Annotated in this window: 12 protein-coding genes; 7 read left to right on the top strand and 5 right to left on the bottom strand. The window is 66.3% G+C overall.

Annotated features, from left to right (window positions below; all coding sequences use genetic code 11):
* Positions 1-5: 5 nt before the first annotated feature.
* Both TPR58_RS13615 and metH read left to right on the top strand, forming a co-directional pair.
* On the top strand, positions 6-1,052 hold the full coding sequence (locus TPR58_RS13615) for a homocysteine S-methyltransferase family protein (RefSeq protein ID WP_346247226.1): 1,047 nt from the start codon (positions 6-8) through the stop codon (positions 1,050-1,052).
* 121 nt (positions 1,053-1,173) lie between these two features.
* Positions 1,174-3,774 carry a methionine synthase gene (metH, locus tag TPR58_RS13620; RefSeq protein WP_346247227.1) on the top strand — a complete coding sequence of 867 codons (2,601 nt, stop codon included), beginning with the start codon at positions 1,174-1,176 and terminating at the stop codon, positions 3,772-3,774.
* A gap of 158 nt (positions 3,775-3,932) precedes the next feature.
* Here the strand turns inward: metH and TPR58_RS13625 are convergent, their stop codons facing one another.
* Complete coding sequence (locus tag TPR58_RS13625) at positions 3,933-4,883, bottom strand: DUF2268 domain-containing putative Zn-dependent protease (RefSeq protein ID WP_346247228.1); 951 nt, start codon at positions 4,881-4,883, stop codon at positions 3,933-3,935.
* Positions 4,884-5,003: 120 nt separating this feature from the next.
* On the opposite strand from TPR58_RS13625, the gene TPR58_RS13630 reads away from it, so the two are divergent.
* The 3 genes from TPR58_RS13630 to TPR58_RS13640 all read left to right on the top strand — a co-directional run bounded on the left by TPR58_RS13630 (position 5,004) and on the right by TPR58_RS13640 (position 8,157).
* A complete protein-coding gene (locus TPR58_RS13630; protein WP_346247229.1) occupies positions 5,004-6,596 on the top strand; it encodes an MFS transporter in 1,593 nt (530 codons plus the stop codon).
* Positions 6,597-6,636: 40 nt separating this feature from the next.
* The gene (gene alr / locus TPR58_RS13635) at positions 6,637-7,677 is read left to right on the top strand and encodes an alanine racemase (RefSeq protein WP_346247230.1); all 1,041 of its coding nucleotides are present in this window, start codon (positions 6,637-6,639) and stop codon (positions 7,675-7,677) included.
* A gap of 69 nt (positions 7,678-7,746) precedes the next feature.
* On the top strand, positions 7,747-8,157 hold the full coding sequence (locus tag TPR58_RS13640) for a hypothetical protein (protein ID WP_346247231.1): 411 nt from the start codon (positions 7,747-7,749) through the stop codon (positions 8,155-8,157).
* Between the two features lie 106 nt (positions 8,158-8,263).
* On the opposite strand, the gene TPR58_RS13645 is transcribed toward TPR58_RS13640, so the two are convergent.
* The 3 genes from TPR58_RS13645 to TPR58_RS13655 form a co-directional block, all read right to left on the bottom strand.
* Positions 8,264-11,302 carry a TonB-dependent receptor domain-containing protein gene (locus TPR58_RS13645; RefSeq protein ID WP_346247232.1) on the bottom strand — a complete coding sequence of 1,013 codons (3,039 nt, stop codon included), beginning with the start codon at positions 11,300-11,302 and terminating at the stop codon, positions 8,264-8,266.
* A 252-nt stretch (positions 11,303-11,554) separates the two neighbouring features.
* Positions 11,555-12,733 carry an acetyl-CoA C-acetyltransferase gene (locus TPR58_RS13650; RefSeq protein ID WP_346247233.1) on the bottom strand — a complete coding sequence of 393 codons (1,179 nt, stop codon included), beginning with the start codon at positions 12,731-12,733 and terminating at the stop codon, positions 11,555-11,557.
* Between the two features lie 75 nt (positions 12,734-12,808).
* The gene (locus TPR58_RS13655) at positions 12,809-13,810 is read right to left on the bottom strand and encodes an alpha/beta fold hydrolase (RefSeq protein ID WP_346247234.1); all 1,002 of its coding nucleotides are present in this window, start codon (positions 13,808-13,810) and stop codon (positions 12,809-12,811) included.
* A 77-nt stretch (positions 13,811-13,887) separates the two neighbouring features.
* On the opposite strand from TPR58_RS13655, the gene phaR reads away from it, so the two are divergent.
* On the top strand, positions 13,888-14,466 hold the full coding sequence (gene phaR, locus TPR58_RS13660) for a polyhydroxyalkanoate synthesis repressor PhaR (RefSeq protein ID WP_346247235.1): 579 nt from the start codon (positions 13,888-13,890) through the stop codon (positions 14,464-14,466).
* Positions 14,467-14,552: 86 nt separating this feature from the next.
* Here phaR and TPR58_RS13665 read toward each other — a convergent pair whose 3' ends face one another.
* Positions 14,553-14,699 carry a lmo0937 family membrane protein gene (locus TPR58_RS13665; RefSeq protein ID WP_346247236.1) on the bottom strand — a complete coding sequence of 49 codons (147 nt, stop codon included), beginning with the start codon at positions 14,697-14,699 and terminating at the stop codon, positions 14,553-14,555.
* Positions 14,700-14,795: 96 nt separating this feature from the next.
* On the opposite strand from TPR58_RS13665, the gene TPR58_RS13670 reads away from it, so the two are divergent.
* Positions 14,796-15,059 carry a hypothetical protein gene (locus TPR58_RS13670; protein WP_346247237.1) on the top strand — a complete coding sequence of 88 codons (264 nt, stop codon included), beginning with the start codon at positions 14,796-14,798 and terminating at the stop codon, positions 15,057-15,059.
* Positions 15,060-15,167: the final 108 nt, after the last annotated feature.

A 15,167-nucleotide genomic window follows, 5' to 3' on the forward strand; every position in this document is an offset into this window, starting at 1 on the left:
AAGCGATGACTGCACGCGAGAAACTTCTGGCCGAAGCCGCCAAGCGCATCCTGATCACCGATGGCGCCTTCGGTACCGAGATCCAGAACTGGAAGCTGGACGAGGCCGCCTATGCCGGCGACCTGGGCCTGGGCCATGACCAGAAGGGCAATAACGACATCCTGGCACTGACCCGGCCCGACGTGCCCGAGTCGATCCACCGCGCCTATTTCGCTGCCGGGGCCGACATCGCCGAGACCAACACCTTCTCGGCCAACCGGATCAGCCAGGCCGATTACGGCGCCGAGCATCTGGTGCGCGAGATCAATGTCGAGAGCGCGAAGCTGGCGCGCCGCGTCGCCGACGAGTTCGAGGCGAAGGACGGCCGACCGCGCTTCGTCGCCGGCGCGCTGGGGCCGACCAACAAGACGCTGTCGCTGTCGCCCGACGTCAACGATCCCGGCTATCGCGAGATCGATTTCGACACGCTGAAGGACGTCTACCGCGAACAGATCGACGCGCTGGTCGAGGGCGGGATCGACTTCGTCCTGATCGAGACGGTGTTCGACACGCTGAATGCCAAGGCCGGCATCATGGCGGCGATCGAGGCGGGCGAGGCGATGGGCCGCGACCTGCCGATCATGATGTCGATGACGCTGACCGACCTGTCGGGCCGCAACCTGTCGGGCCATACGGTCGAGGCATTCTGGCATGCGGTGCGCCATGCGAAGCCGGTGACGATCGGGCTGAACTGCTCGTTCGGCGCGGAGCAGCTGCGCCCGCACGTCAAGACGCTGTCGGCGCTGTGCGACACGCTGATCATGGTCTATCCCAATGCCGGCCTGCCCAACGAACTGGGCGCCTATGACGAGCTGCCCGAGACCACCGCGGCGCTGGTCAGGGAATGGGCCGACCAGGGCCAGGTCAATGTGCTGGGCGGCTGCTGCGGATCGACCCCGGCGCATATCCGGGCGATCGCCGAGGCGGTCGCCGCGCTGCCCCCGCGCGCGATCGCGAAACCCGAAGTGCGCACCCGACTGGCCGGCCTCGAGCCGTTCGTGATGGGGGCCTAGTCCCCCTCCCGCTTGCGGGAGGGGTCAGGGGAGGGCCTGTCCCTCCACCGATGCCGCCGCGAGCTTAGACAAGCCCTCCCCCAGCCCCTCCCGCACGCGGGAGGGGAGTGAGACAGAAACCATGACCACGTCTTCCTCCACCAACTTCGTCAATGTCGGCGAACGCACCAACGTCACCGGATCGGCGGCGTTCAAGAAGCTGATCATGGCCGGCGACTATACCAGGGCGGTCGAGGTCGCGCGCCAGCAGGTCGAGAATGGCGCGCAGGTCATCGACGTCAACATGGACGAGGGCCTGCTCGACGCGCACGAGGCGATGACGACCTTCCTCAAGCTGATCGCGGCCGAGCCCGACATCGCGCGCGTGCCGGTGATGATCGACAGCTCGAAATGGGATGTCATCGAGGCAGGACTGAAATGCGTCAGCGGCAAGCCGATCGTGAACTCGATCAGCATGAAGGAAGGCGTCGATCAGTTCCTCGACCATGCGCGCAAGTGCATGGCGTACGGCGCCGCGGTGGTGGTGATGGCGTTCGACGAGGTGGGTCAGGCCGATACCCGGGAGCGCAAGATCGAGATTTGCGAGCGCGCCTACAAGATCCTGACCGGCGTCGGCTTTCCGCCGGAGGACATCATCTTCGATCCCAACGTGTTCGCGGTGGCGACCGGGATTGAGGAACACAATAATTACGGCGTCGACTTCATCGAGGCCACCCGCGAGATCAAGGCGCGCTGCCCGCATGTCCATATCTCGGGCGGCCTGTCGAACCTGAGCTTCAGCTTCCGCGGCAACGAGCCGGTGCGCCGGGCGATGCACTCGGTGTTCCTCTATTATGCCATCCCCGCGGGCATGGACATGGCGATCGTCAATGCCGGCCAGCTGGACGTGTACGACACGATCGACCCCGAACTGCGCCAGGCGTGCGAGGACGTCATCCTCAACCGCGATCCCGAGGCGGGCGACCGGCTGGTCGCGCTGGCCGAGCGGTTCCGCGGCACCGACGCGGTGGCGGAGAAACAGGCGGCGGAGTGGCGTGGCTGGGACGTGGCGCGGCGGCTGGAACATGCGCTGGTCAAGGGGATCGACGCGCATGTCGTCGAGGATACCGAGGAATGCCGCCTCGCCTTTGCCCGGCCGATCGAGGTGATCGAAGGTCCGCTGATGGACGGCATGAACGTCGTCGGGGACCTGTTCGGATCGGGCAAGATGTTCCTGCCGCAGGTGGTGAAGTCGGCGCGTGTGATGAAGAAGGCGGTCGCCCATCTGCTGCCCTATATCGAGGCATCGAAGGAGCCCGGGGCGAAGGGCAAGGGCAAGATCATCATGGCGACCGTCAAGGGCGACGTGCATGACATCGGCAAGAACATCGTCGGCGTCGTCCTGCAGTGCAACGGGTTCGAGGTCGTCGACCTGGGCGTGATGGTCCCCTGGTCGAAGATCCTGGAGGCGGCGAACGAGAATGATGCCGACATGATCGGCCTGTCGGGGCTGATCACGCCGTCGCTCGACGAGATGGTGACGGTCGCCGAGGAGATGCAGCGGTCGAACATGACGATGCCGCTGCTGATCGGCGGGGCGACGACCAGCCGCGTCCACACCGCGCTGCGCATCGAGCCTGCCTATAAGGGCCCCGTGGTGCATGTGCTCGACGCCAGCCGCGCGGTGGGCGTGGCGACGACGTTGGTCAGCGACACGATCCGCGACGATTATGTCGCGAAGATCGCGGCCGAATATGAGCAGGTCCGCGTCGCGCGCGCCGGCCGCGGCCAAAGCGAGCTGGTCCCGATCGACAAGGCGCGCGACAATGCCTTCGACGCGGACATGAGCCTGAAGCCGGGCAAGCCGCGCCAGCCGGGCGTTCACACGTTCGACGCCTGGGACCTGAAGGACCTGCGCACCTATATCGACTGGACGCCCTTCTTCCGTGCCTGGGAACTGGCGGGCAATTATCCCGCGATCCTGGAGGACGAGGTGGTGGGCGAGAGTGCCCGATCGCTGTTCGCCGATGCTCAGAAGATGCTCGACCGGATCGTGAACGAGCATTGGCTGACCGCGCGCGGCGTGGTCGGGCTGTGGCCGTGCCGCCGCGACGGCGACGATATCGTCGTCCATGTCGAGGACGAGGCCCACGTCCGCCTGCCGATGCTGCGCCAGCAGATCCAGAAGCGCGAGGGGCGGGCGAACATGTGCCTGGCCGACTTCATCGACCGGCAGGGCGACTGGATCGGCGGGTTCGCCGTGTCGATCCACGGGATCGAGCCGCACCTTGCGCGCTTCAAGGCGGCGATCGACGATTATTCCGACATCCTGCTGAAGGCGCTGGCCGATCGCCTGGCCGAGGCCTTTGCCGAGCGGCTGCACCATTATGTCCGTACCGCCTTGTGGGGCTATGCCGAGGGCGAGCAACTCGACAATGACGCGCTGATCCGCGAGCAATATCGCGGCATCCGCCCGGCGCCGGGCTATCCCGCCTGTCCCGAGCACAGCCTGAAGCCGATCCTGTTCAAGATGCTGGATGCGCATCACCGTACCGGCATCTCGCTGACCGAAAGCTTCGCGATGCTGCCGACCGCGGCCGTCTCGGGCTTCTATTTCGGCCATCCGCAGGCCGAGTATTTCGGCGTGGCACGGATCGGCCAGGATCAGCTGGAGGATTATGCCGTGCGGCGCGGGGTCGACATCGAGCGGGCCACGCGCTGGCTGCGACCGAACCTGGATTGAGCGCTTAGCTTTCGTCGCCCCGGCCGAAGTGCCGGGGCCCACCCCTCCTCCATCCCGGACCATCAGGGGCAGGGGCCGGCGGCCCCGCGCACCCGCGGCTCCGGGATGTGCCGACCGATGGATGCCGGCACTTCGGCCGGCATGACGGGGTAGGGAGATTAGCCCTTCGCCAGCCGCTCCAACCCGGCCGTCAGCATCGCGCGCGCGTCCGGCGAGCGCAGCTTCGCCAGCGTCGGCAGTGGCGTGTCTCCTGCAACCGCGTCGATCGCCTGCCATCCGAGCAGATAGCCGGTCCGCGCCGGCAACCCGTCCGACACGTCCGCGGCAAGAAACCGGTCCTGCACGGCGCGGTCGCGGGCATCGAGCACCGGCAGCACGGCCGCGGCAGCCTTGCGCAGCTGATCCGGCGTCGTGGCGGCAAGTGTCTCGGTCATCAGCAGGTCGCGCCGCGTCGCGCCCGGATTGAGGCGTGCGCTGACGACGGTCGCCAATCCTTCGCCCCAGACCCGGTACCATAAGGGCGACAGCGGCTCGCGCGGGCCGACCTGCATGAAATAGAGGTGGAACGCCTCATGGTCGAACAGCACCGGCAGGTTGGCATCGGCACCCTGGAACAGGACGATGCCGTCGATCCCGAACCACAGGCCGGGCTGTCGCCGCCAGACGCGGCCAAGGCCGTTGAACTGGCCGAGGCTGGGCAGGAACCAGATGGGCGAACCTGCCGCCTGGTCAGGAAAGGTGGCGAGAAAGCGGGCCTCGCGCGCGGCCCAGGCGAGCGGCGCCTGCCGCGAGACCGCCCGCGCCTGAGGATTCACCGCATCCAGCCGGGCCAGCCATGTGTGGATCAGGCTGCTCATGCCGGGACCGGTCGCGATGCCGAGCGCCGCGTACAGCTCCGCATGGCGCTGGAAGAACAACCGGCCGATCCTGTCTGCCCGTTCGGTCACCGACCGACCCTGCACCCCGTCATGGACACGCCAGAAGTCCGGCATCAGGTCGCGGAGCCGCGCCCGGCGGCGTTCCTTCGCGCGAACCGGACTGGCGGCGAATGCCAGCGCGGCGCTGGCCCTGCCGATCAGATCGCGACGGGAAAGGGGAGGGGGCGTCATCGCGACCGAGGTTAGGCGCAATCGGGCGAACGGGCGACGGCCGAATTGTACGTCGCATGCAGCTTGCTGCGGGCCAGCAACCCGCTAGACTCACGTGAAAGCAGGGTTCGGGGGACGGGGATGGCGACGATCGCGGATGCGCCAGGCGCGGTGGGCGAGCCCAGCGCGAAGGAAATGCGGATGGTGATCGCGGCGTCGTCCGCGGGCACCGTGTTCGAATGGTATGATTTCTTCATCTACGGCACGCTGGCCGCGACGATGGCGACGACCTTCTTCCCGTCCGAACAGCCGATCTTCGCCACGTTGCTCGTATGGGCGACCTTCGCGGTCGGGTTCGGTTTCCGACCGCTGGGGGCGGTGCTGTTCGGTTATCTGGGCGACAAGCTGGGGCGCAAATATACGTTCCTCGTCACCATCACGCTGATGGGCGTGGCGACCGCGGGCGTCGGTCTGGTGCCCAGCTATGCGTCGATCGGGCTGGCGGCGCCGCTGATCATCATCCTGCTGCGCATCTGCCAGGGGCTGGCGTTGGGCGGCGAATATGGCGGGGCGGCGATCTATGTCGCCGAACATTCGCCGCAGGGGCGCGCGGGGTTCCACACCAGCTTCATCCAGGCGAGCGTCGTCGGCGGATTCATCCTCAGCCTGGCGGTGGTGCTGACCTTCCGCTTCGCGCTGGCGGATCATTGGGAGGCGTGGGGCTGGCGGATGCCGTTCCTGTTCTCGATCCTGCTGCTCGCCATTTCGCTGTGGATGCGGCTGAAGCTGTCGGAGAGCCCGGTGTTCAAGGCGATGAAGGAAGCGGGCGAGACCGCGTCCAATCCGTTCGTCGAGAGCTTCACCTATCCCGGCAACCTCAAGCGGCTGTTCGTCGCCCTGTTCGGGATCGCCGCGGGGCTGACGGTGATCTGGTACACCGCGATGTTCTCGGTCCTGTCGTTCCTGACGGGGCCGATGCGGGTGACGCCGACGGTCGCGCAGCTGATCTGCGGCGGATCGGCGCTGGTCGGGTTGGGCTTCTTCATCTTCTTCGGGAGGCTGTCCGACCGGGTAGGGCGCAAGGCGCCGATCGTGATCGGCTATGCCTTGACGCTCGTGCTGATGTTCCCGCTGTTCTGGGCGATCGGCGGCGCCGCCAATCCCGAGCTGGCGCATGCGGCGCGGCGCGCACCGGTGGTCGTGTTCGGTCCGGCCTGCGACTATGATCCGTTCGCGGCGAAGCAGGCCGATCTCTGCGGCCAGCTGCTCGATCATCTGTCGAAGCGGGGCGTGTCCTACACCAAGGAGCGGACGCCGTCGGTCGGCGTGTCGATCGGCGACCAGCCGGTCTCCGATATCAGCCCGCAAGGCCTTGATGCCGCGCTGGGTGCCGCGGGCTATGACCTGTCGGTGCAGACGCCGTCGGCGGGTAATATCGCGGTCATCGTGCTGGCGATCCTGGGGCTGATGTGCCTGGCAGGCGCCACCTACGGGCCGGTCGCGGCGTTGCTGACCGAGATGTTCCCGACGCGCATCCGTTACAGCTCGATGTCGATTCCCTATCATATCGGCACCGGCTATTTCGGCGGGTTCCTGCCGTTCATCAGCCAATATGTCGTCGCCAGGACCGGCGATCCCTATTCGGGCCTGTGGTACACCTTTGCGGTGGTGGCGATGGCGCTGCTCGTGACCCTGTGGGGGCTGAAGGAGACGCGCGGCGTCCCGGCACCCTGAGGGGTTATCATGCGCGGCGATTTGGCCTAGCGGGCGGGACGTGACCGATCCTGCCGCACCGCTCCGCCTGATCCTCGATTCCGAAGCGCTCGTGTCGAACTGGCGCGCGCTGGCAAGGATGAGCGGACGTGCCGCGTGCGGCGCGGCGGTCAAGGCGAATGGCTATGGCCTCGGCGCGACCGGGGTTGCACAGCGGCTGGCGGCGGCGGGATGCCGCGACTTTTTCGTCGCCAGCTGGGGCGAGGCGGCCGAACTGGCCGGGCAGGGCCTGTCGGTGACGGTGCTGCACGGGGTTCGCGACGAGGACATGGCGATCGCGCCGCACGGCCCGGCACGACCGATGCTGAACAGCGCCGATCAGGTGCGCCGCTGGCGCGAGGGCGGCGGCGGACGCTGCGACGTGATGGTCGATACCGGCATGAACCGGCTGGGCGTCGCGCCGGCCGAGATCGCCGCGGGCCTGCTCGACGGGCTGGAGATCGAGGTTCTGGCCAGCCATCTGGCGAGTGCCGACGAACCGGACTCGCCGCTCAATGTCGCGCAGTGCGCTGAGTTCACCGCGCTGCGCGGCCGCACCTCGGCGAAGCGGATGAGCCTGGCCAATTCGGCCGGCATCGCGCTTGGCGCAGATTATGCCTTCGACCTGACCCGGCCCGGCATCAGCCTGTATGGCGGGATCGCCGCCGAGGCGCATCGCGGGGCGATCCGTCCGGTGGTGACGCCGCAGGCGCAGGTACTCCAGCGCCGCCGCGTGCCGGCGGGCGGGATCGTCGGATATAACGGCACCTTCGTCGTGCCGCGCGACATGGACGTGGCGGTGCTCAATATCGGCTATGCCGACGGCTATCTGCGCTGCTTCTCGAGCAAGGGCATGGCGCGGGTCGATGGCGTCGATGTGCCCGTGATCGGCCGCATCTCGATGGACCTGACCGCGATCGCGGTCGATGCGCTGCCGGGACTGGGCGAGGGCGACTGGGTGTCGCTCGACTATGACCTGCCGGCAACCTCGGCGCTCAGCGGGCTGTCGCAATACGAGTTGCTGACCGGATTGGGGCGGCGGTTCGACCGGGTGTGGGATTGATCCGTAGCGGATATTGATGGAACGGCTGCAGCGGCGTCATGTTGTTCCCGTACGAACGGGAGAATTACGATGCGCATATTCATCGTGACTGCGTCGCTTGCGCTGATCGCTTTCCAGGCGCCCGCATTCGCTCAGGACAAGGTCAACCAGGCTGGAGAGGCGAGGCTGACCGAGATGATCGAAGGTCGCACCGCGGGGCAGCCCTTGCGCTGCCTGCCATCCCATACCCTGGATAGCAGCACGATCATCGACGGCACCGCGATCGTCTATCGCCGCGGATCGACCTTGTACGTCAATCGGCCTCGTTCCGGTGCCGAATCGCTCGACGATGCCGATGTGCTCGTCACGACCCTGTACGGTGCCCAGCTATGCCAGACCGACAAGGTGGACCTGGTCGACCGCTATTCGCGCATCTGGAACGGCTTCGTGCTCCTGGGTGACTTCATCCCCTATGAGCGGGTCAAGTCCGCCGAGCGATAGAAGCTGCGGCGGTCGTCACGCGCGAGAAGAAAAGGGCCGGCAGTCTTGCGACTGCCGGCCCTTCAGTTTGTGAAACCGTTGCCCCCGCACGCAGGGGCAGCGGAAATCAGAACGCAGTCGTCACGTTCACGAAGAACGTCCGGCCGAGATAATCGTAGCCGCTGTAGAGCGGAACATTGCCAACGCGGTTGTACGCGCCTGACGAGATTTCGGGCAGGCTCGAGTTGGTCAGGTTCCGCACGCCCAGGATCAGGCCGAAATGATCGGCCTGGTAGCGCACCGAAGCGGAGTGCAGGAAGTAATCGGGCGTCTGGAAGTAATAGGTCGCCCGAACCGCGTCGGTCGTGCCGAGCTGGAACGCGGAGGTATTGGTGCCATCCAGCCACTCGACGCCGTAACGCAGGGTCCAGCGATCCCGCGTGTACGCGCCCTCGAACGTCCCGGTCCATTCCGGATTGTTCACCGAGCCGATCAGGTTGCGGATCGGATCGGTCGGCAGCGTCTGGTTATAGCGCTCGTCGAACTTCGTGACCTGCGCATTCAGGCGGAAATTGCCGTCCAGCAGCGGCACCGAGTACCGGGCGGTGAAGTCGATGCCGCTGACCGCGGCGTTCGAGATGTTCACATAGCCGGTGGTCACGGTCAGCGCGTACGGGGCAGTCGTGCCGCGGGTGATCAGCGCGCAGGTGTCGACCCGTGCGTTGAATTCCGCCGGCGCGCTGTCGTAGCAGGTCGACAGGATATTCGAGAACGTCAGCTGCGAAACGCCGTTGTTCACGAGCAGGTTGAAGTAGTCGACACCGAGCGAGAGGCGGCCGAAGCTGCCCAGCTTGGGCTCGAACACGCCGCCGAAGGTGTATGCGCGCGAGGTTTCGGCCGACAGACCGGTTGCCGCGCCGCCCTGCTGGTTCACCTGGATGCCGGTCGTTGCGTTGAACGTGGTCGGCAGGCCGAGCGAGGCGCAGTTGATGTAGCGGTTCGACGTAGCGTCACGCGTGCCGTAGTTGTTGCAGACATCGTTCGTGCCCTGCTGGAAGCCGCTGGTGGCGCCCAGGAACTGCTCGAACAATGCTGGCGCGCGGTACGACGTGCCATAGCTGCCGCGGAACGAGAGCCATTCGGTCGGCGCATAGAGACCGCCCACCTTGTAGGTCCACTGCGACCCATAGGACTTATAGTCGGTATAGCGGCCCGACGCATTCAGCGTCAGACGGTAGAAGAACGGCATGTCGGCAAGGATCGGCGCTTCGATTTCGGCGAAGGCTTCCTTGACCGAATCCGAACCGCGCGTTGGCGACGATGACGTCAGTGCGAGCAGGTTGTTCGAGACGCTGTCCGGACCCGGCGTGTCGTCGATCCGCGCGGTGCGGTATTCGACGCCGACGGCGGCAGAGACATCACCGCCCGGCAGACGGAACAGCGGACCGTCGAGAGTCAGGTTGGCGATCGTCTCGCGATACTTGGTGACGCCGGTCACGGTGTCGCTGATGAAGTCGAACCATGCCTGCGGACGATTGACGCCGGCGACGACATCGGCCGAGAAGGCCGGTGCCGCGACGCAGCCGTTCAGCGGGTTGCGACAGACGAAGCCGGAACCCGACGCGACGACGTCGACGCTCTGAGCGAGCTTGCTGACGAGAACCGAATCGACCTCGTAGCGTGCGTCCGACCAGCTGCGCAGGACGTAGCCGTCATAGCGCCAGCCCCCGAACAGGTTGCCGCGCAGACCGACCAGGCCGCGGACATAGTCTGCCGTCTGACGGTTTTCGTTGGTGCCATATTCGGAGAAGACGCGAACGCCGATATTGTTCGTGCCCGTGGTGCCGTTGGGCTGCGGCCCAAGCACGAAACCGGGGAACTGCGCGGCGTTGTACAGCGGGCTGCCCTGCGGATAGTCGAGCGTCAGCTGACGGCTGCCGCTGATCTGCTTGGACTTGCGGCGATTGCCGAGGAGTTCGACATAGACTTCGGCATCGCCGAGCGCGCCGATTTCCACGCTTGCCTGCAGGAAGCCGTTGAAGACCTCACCACCCGAGACCAGGTCGTTCTCGAAGAAGTTGCGCGGCTGGGTGTCGCGAAGGCCGACGGGCAGAAGACCGCCGCCAACGCATTCGAACCCGGGAAGCGCGCCGGTAGTCACCGCCGGATTCGGCCGGAACCGGTTGCAGACCTGCTGTGCGATCGTGCCGTAGCCCGCCGAGCTCGGCAGCGAGCCGAAACCGACAGGAACGCCGGGGGCAAGTGCGACCGTGCCGGGCGCATAATCGCGGGTGCCGATCGTGTTGACGGTCACGCCGCTTGCGCCGGTGACGCTGATCTCACCGAAGCACTTGGGCTGACCGGTCGCCGGGTCGATCAGATCGGCCGAGCCGGGCGTGTTGTTGGCAGCGCTGCCGCGCAGACCGAGCTGGCAACGGGTGAAGTCGACATCGCCCAGGGTGACGCGGTCGCGCTTCAGATATTCGAGCGAGCCCGCAATCTTGAAGCCATCGCGACGCGTGCCGAACACCGCCGAATAGCGTTGGCTGGTACCCGCGCCGATTTCCGGGATGTTGTGCTGCGCCTCAAGGATGACACCGTTGATGTCCGTGCGCGTCACCAGGTTCACGACGCCCGCGATCGCATCCGAGCCATAGATCGACGAGGCGCCCGTGTTCAGAACTTCGATGCGCTCGAGGATCGAATTGGGTAGCGACGTTAGATCGGCAGCGCCGACCTGACCACGCGACCCGGCAGGCGAGATACGACGGCCGTTGAGGAGCACCAGGCTGCGGCTTGGGCCGAAACCGCGAAGCGACAGCGTGTTCGCGCCCGGACCGCCGGCAGTCACAAAGCCGCCGAAGGAGTTGTTGATCTGGCTGGTGCCGCCGGTGACCTGAGCGCTTTGGAGGACGTCGGCAGTCGAGTTGAAGCCGGCGAGCGTGGTCTCTTCGCGTCCGATAATCGTGACTGGATCGGCGGAGGTCAGGTTACTGCGACGGATGCGCGAACCGACGACCAGAATTTCGCTACCCTGGTTCGATTCGGCAGTCTCGTCGGACGTCGTGACCGTCTGATCATCAGTTTCCTGCGCGAATGCCACTCCCGGCAATACAAGCAGGCTACCTGCGAGCGCGGTCGCGCCCAACAGCTTGGTAAGTTTCATGAATGTGCCCCTTTTACAGGCTGAATGCCTGATGGGGCTATGGTGGCCAACCTTGGCCCGCTGATGCAAGTCGCATCGCAGTGCGGCGTAGGATTTGTGCATCTGGTGTTGCACTATTGCGACACCGAAGCCGCTAAGCTGAGGATTTTTGACGGCTATTTAAGTCGCGGTGTAACGATATTCGCATTTGCCGCGCTGCCGCGAAAGGATATGTCGCGGGGGTCATGGGCCCCCGCGACGGAGTGTTTCAGTTCAGCGTTCGACGCACATGGCGATTCCCATGCCGCCGCCGATGCAGAGCGTGGCGAGACCCTTTTTGGCGTCGCGCTTTTCCATCTCGTAGATCAGCGTGGTCAGCACGCGGGCGCCCGATGCGCCGATCGGGTGACCGATGGCGATCGCGCCGCCATTGACGTTCACCTTGTCGGCATCCCAGCCCAGTTCCTTGCCGACCGACAGGGCCTGCGCCGCGAACGCCTCGTTCGCCTCGATCAGGTCGAGGTCGCCGACGGTCCAGCCCGCCTTTTCCAGCGCCTTCCTGGTCGCGGGGACCGGGCCGATGCCCATGATCGAGGGATCGACGCCGGCCGAGGCCCAGCTGGCGATGCGTGCCAGCACGGGCGCGCCGCGCTTCTCGGCCTCCTCGCGCGTCATGATCACCAGCGCCGCCGCGCCGTCGTTCAGGCCCGAGGCATTGGCGGCGGTCACGGTGCCGTCCTTCTTGAATGCGGGGCGCAGTCCGGCGACGCTGTCGATCGTCGCGCCGGCGCGGATATATTCATCCTGGTCCACCACCGTGTCGCCCTTGCGGCCCTTGATGGTCACCGCGGCGATCTCGTCCTTGAACCGGCCCTCGGCGCGCGCCTTCTCCGCCTTGTTCTGCGAAGCGACGGCAAATTCGTCCTGCTCGGGGCGCGTGACCTGATATTGCTCGGCCAGATTCTCGGCGGTGATGCCCATGTGATAGCCGTTGAACACGTCGGTCAGGCCATCCTTGATCATCGTGTCGACCAGGCTGACATCGCCCATCTTCGCGCCCGGGCGCAGCGACTGGGCGTGGGGGCTCAGCGACATGCTCTCCTGGCCGCCGGCCACGACGATCTTCGCATCGCCGGTCAGCACCGCCTGATAGGCGAGCGCGACCGCGCGAAGGCCCGATCCGCAGACCTGCTGCACGCCCCAGGCCGGGACTTCCTTGGGCACGCCGGCGGCCATCGAGGCCTGGCGCGCCGGGTTCTGGCCCTGGCCGGCGGTCAGCACCTGGCCCATGATCACTTCGGAAACGTCCTCACCCGCGACGCCGGCCTGGGCGAGCGCCGCCTCGATCGCGACGCGGCCCAGCTCGTGGGCCGGGGTCGCGGCGAAGGCGCCGAGGAAGCTGCCCACCGGCGTACGCTTGGCGGCGGCAATGACGATATCGGATGCGGACATTCAGCGGACTCCGGTGTTGTTTCCCGGGCTATCTAGTGCGCTGCAGCATCGATATCCAGCATATGCCGATCCATTTCAGGCGGGGTCGAGGATCCAGTCGCGCAGCGGCTCCCACAGCGCCGCCCGCGCGCGCGATCCGACGATCATGCCGACATGGCCCATCGCGAGCGATACGTTGCGATCGAACTCAGCCGCGGTCGCGGCCGGGACGATCCGGTCGGTCAGCGATACGAAGCCGATCGAGGGACAGGCGAGACGATCGGGGCCGACCGCCATGCCGGCGACCGACCAGCGGCTGCGGCCGGGCAGGTCGGCGCTCAGCAGGTCGTCGAACAGCTGGCGCCCTGCCGCGTAGGTCAGCGGCGCCCCGGCATTCGCCCAGTCCTCCAGCGCGACGAAGGCGCGTGCCTCCGCGCTGCCTGGCTTCATCTTACCGAACCGCTCATATTTGGCGATCGTCCGGCGCGGATCGAGTTGCCAGAAGCCCGACTGCAGGACCTCCATCGGCACCAGCCCCAGCCGCTCGCAGACCGGATGTGCCTGGTCCCACAGGGCGCTCATCGACTCGAGCGCATCGCCATAACCGGCGAAATGCCATGGCGCGGCGATGCTGATGAGCCCGGCGACGGGCGTCAGGCACGCGGCGGCGGTCGCCATCGTACCGCCCAGGCAATAGCCGACCAGTATCGGCGGGCGGCGCAGCGTGCGCAGCATCGGCAGCAACAGCGTCTCGATATGGAACGCGATGTCCTGGTCGCGATCGACCGGGCCTGGCGTGCCCCAGTCGACGAGCAGCGACCGCACCCCCTGGCGCCCCATCCAGCGCGCCAGCGAATTTCCGCGGGCGAGGTCCAGTACCCGGGGCGGGTTGATCAGCGAGGGGACGAATACGACCGGCTGGCCATGGCCGCCAAGGTCGAGCAGCCGCGCCCTACCTGCCTGTGCGATCAGCTTGCGGGGCGGGCGCGCGGCAGGGCGGGGGGCCGACTGATAGGCGGTCAATCCCGCCAATGCTGCGGCGCGACGTTCGGGCGATGCTGCAGTTTCGCTGCGCAACAGCTCGAGGAACAGGGGCAAGGGGCGAGGGCCGTGTTGCGCCGCGGAATGAATCGGTGATAGACGGGAGTAACTCACAGGGGCGAGGTTCCACGACGATGAAGAAGACGGCGAACGGCAACGGCCCGGTCATCATCAAGAAGTACGCCAATCGGCGTCTCTACAATACGGAAACCTCTTCCTACATCACGCTCGACCATCTCGCTGCGATGACGCGCGAGGGGCGGGATTTCAAGGTTGTCGATGCCAAGACCGAAGACGACATCACCCATAATGTCCTGACCCAGATCATCATGGAGGAGGAAGCGCGCGGCCAGACGATGCTGCCGGTGAACTTCCTGCGCCAACTGATCGCGCTTTATGGCGACTCGATGCAGGCGATGGTGCCGGGCTATCTCGAGGCGTCGATGGACAGCTTCCGGCGCAACCAGGAGCAGTTCAAGTCGGCGGTCGAGGGCGCCTTCGCCAACTCGCCCTTCGCCGAGATGGCCAAGCGCAACATGGCGATGTTCGAAGCCGCGGCGAGCGCGTTCAAGCCGGGTGAGGGCGTAGGCGGTGCGCCTGCTTCGCCCGCGACCGCCGCACCCGCTGCGCCGTCCGAGAGCGCCGACGATGTCGCCGCGCTCAAGGCCCAGCTCGCGCAGCTTCAGGACAAGATCGAGAAGCTGGCCAAGTAACCGGCCACCCCGTGCCGAGGCGCGGGGCGGCAGGTCGGGCCGATCCTTGCGCCCGTCCCGCGCGGCGGGGCGGGCGACCGGGTGTGCTATACGACGCGGCGGCCGGTGAAGAGCTGGATCAGTCCGATCACCAGCGCGACCACCAGCAGCAGATGAATGATCCCGCCGCCGATGCTCATGCTGAAGCCGAGCAACCACAGGACCAGAAGAATTACGACGATCGTCCAGAGCATCTCGCTCTCCCCTTGTTCTTTCGATAATCGCTCAACGACATGTGCGCGGTCGTGTTCCATGACGGTCGCACAGGCACTCGAAGTCGGGCCCCGTCGATGAATCTCGAAACCCTGATCCGCCACTATTTCGGTACCGACGATCTGGACGCGATCACCGAGGACGCCTTGACGCTGGGCAAGGAAAAGCTGGCGGTTGATTTCGGCGTCGAGCGCGATGCGGGCCGGAAATTCGCGCTCTGGACGCTGATGGACGGGCTGGGGATCGCGCCGCTGCCGGCCGAGGCGTTCGAGAAGGCGCCGGCATTGCGGCGCGCGGCGGAGGACTATCTCGACGCCGCGTGGAAGCTGGAGCGCGACTGAGCGACTGTTTGAAAAATCGCGAAAGAGCGATTTTCGAGGCGGCACCGGCCCGCTCCCCCACCCGACCACCCAACGGCAGTATTCTATGGGCGGTCGGGTGGGGGAGCG

Source organism: Sphingomonas rustica (genome assembly GCF_039652585.1).
Lineage (GTDB): Bacteria > Pseudomonadota > Alphaproteobacteria > Sphingomonadales > Sphingomonadaceae > Sphingomonas > Sphingomonas rustica.